Raw genomic sequence first — 2,018 nt, forward strand, 5'->3', positions numbered from 1 at the left:
GGCCCGCAGCGCGACGAAGGTCGCGACGGCACCGAGCAGCGCCATGCCCCCCGCGAGCCAGAGGTGGTCGCGCGACCGAGACAGGTCGTCGTCGCGCACTCCGGCCGCAGGATCGAGGGCCCGGTCGCGGCGAAGACCATCGTGAGCAGCGTGCCGGCGACGAAGAGGCCGACGTACCAGTCCTGCAGCACCTGCCCCCAGCTCGCCGCGTGCTCGCCACCACGCAGGGCCCGCAGCGCGACCCGGGCCGCGGCGCGGTCACCGACGAGCCCGGGACCTCCCTTCGCCTCAGCATCGCCCTGCAGGGTGACGACGCGAGCACCGCTGCGCCGCACCACCTCCGGGTCGTGGCTGGCCACGAGCACGGCACGCCCGGTCGCCGCGTGACCGGCCAGCCAGTCACCCAGCCAGGCGCGGCCGGCGTCGTCGAGACGCTGCTCGGGCTCGTCGGCGAGCAGCAGCGCCCACGGCCGCACCATCGCCGAGGCGAGCGCGAAGCGCTGGGCCTGACCCGACGACAGGGTGCTCGGCAGCTGGTCGGCGACGTGCTCGATGCGGGCCTCGTCGAGGGCCCCGGCGACGACCTGCGCGACCCCGTCGACGCCGTGCGCGCGGGCGAGCAGGTCGAGGTGCTCGGCGACGGTGAGGTCGGGCAGGACCCCGAGGTCGCCGAGCACGGTGCACAGCGCCCGGCGGGTCTGCGGCACCCGGGTGTCGAGGCGGGTCTCGCCGAGGTCCACCTGCCCGGCATCGGGCGACTCGGTCCCGACGATGCAGCGCAGCGCGGTCGACTTGCCGACGCCGTTGGGTCCGACGAGGGAGACGACTTCACCGGCCGCCACGTCGAGGTCGAGGCCGTCGAGGACGGTCCGCCCGCCATAGGCCTTGGTCAGTCCACGGACGCGCAGCACGTCAGACGAGGTCGAGCGCCAGGTCGACGATCGGCGAGGAGTGGGTGAGGCCACCGACGCTCATCCAGTCGATGCCGGTGGCGCCGTAGTCGGCGGCGACCTCGAGGGTCAGCCCGCCCGTCGCCTCGATCTCGACGCTCTCGCTGCGCGCCGCAGCCCACTCGCGCGCGGCGGCGACCGTCGTGCGCAGCAAGTCGACGGACATGTTGTCGCACATGAGGAAGCGCGATCCGGCCTCGAGCGCCTCGATCGCCTCGGCGGTCGTGGTCACCTCGACCTCGATCGTCACGTCGGGGAACTGCTCGCGGATCGCGGCATAGGCCGCACCCACTCCCCCGGCCGCGATCTTGTGGTTGTCCTTGACCATGGCGACGTCGTAGAGCCCCATGCGCTTGTTGGTGCCACCGCCGCAGCGGACGGCGTACTTCTCGAGGGCACGCAGGCCGGGCGTCGTCTTGCGGGTGTCGAGGACGGTGCAGCCGGTGCCGGCGAGCGCGTCGGCCCACCGCCGCGTGTGGGTGGCGACGCCGGAGGCGCGGGAGAGGATGTTGAGCACGGTCCGCTCGGCCATGAGCACCTGGCGCACCGGGCCGCGCAGCTCGGCGACGACATCGCCCCGCTCCAGCACGGTCCCGTCGGCGATCCGCAGGTCGAGCTCGGGACGGGAGGCGAAGGGGGTGGCCCCCTCCGTGCGCGCCGCCACCTCGTCGAGCACGAGCGCGATCGCCGGGCCACCGGCGAGCACGCCCGGTGCGCGGGCGACGACGTGCCCGACGCCCTGCTGGTCGCCGGGGATCGTCGCGGTGCTCGTCACGTCGAGCGACTGCGGGCCCAGGTCCTCGTCGAGCGCCGTCGCGACGACCCGTCGCACGGCCTCCTGGGGGAAGTGCTCGTCGATCACTGCTCGCCCTCCTGCTCCTCGTCGCGGTCATCAAGCTCGTCGTCCTGCGGCCAGGCCAGCTCGACGTCGAGCTTGATGACCGCGAGCTCCCCGTCGTGCGGGTCGCGCACGTGCAGCAGGTGCGCCGCCCAGGTCTCGTCGTCGTGGTGCGGGTGGTCGCGGCGCACGTGGCCGCCGCGGGTCTCCTCGCGCAGGTGCGCCGCGGT

The 2,018-nt window shown here is 74.2% G+C and carries 2 protein-coding genes and 1 pseudogene; all 3 read right to left on the minus strand.

What is annotated here, in order from left to right; genetic code table 11:
• A partial coding sequence (locus tag AC2W7J_RS17765) for an ABC transporter ATP-binding protein (protein ID WP_485984050.1) occupies window positions 1-911 on the minus strand: 911 nt, incomplete at its 3' end.
• A 1-nt stretch (window position 912) separates the two neighbouring features.
• Complete coding sequence (nadC, locus tag AC2W7J_RS17770; protein ID WP_485984052.1) at window positions 913-1,812, minus strand: carboxylating nicotinate-nucleotide diphosphorylase; 900 nt, start codon at window positions 1,810-1,812, stop codon at window positions 913-915.
• Window positions 1,809-2,018: pseudogene (locus AC2W7J_RS17775) on the minus strand (hypothetical protein); the annotation flags it as partial. The pseudogene AC2W7J_RS17775 and the gene nadC, both read right to left, overlap by 4 nt.

Source organism: Janibacter sp. CFPM2_SD2 (genome assembly GCF_057364645.1).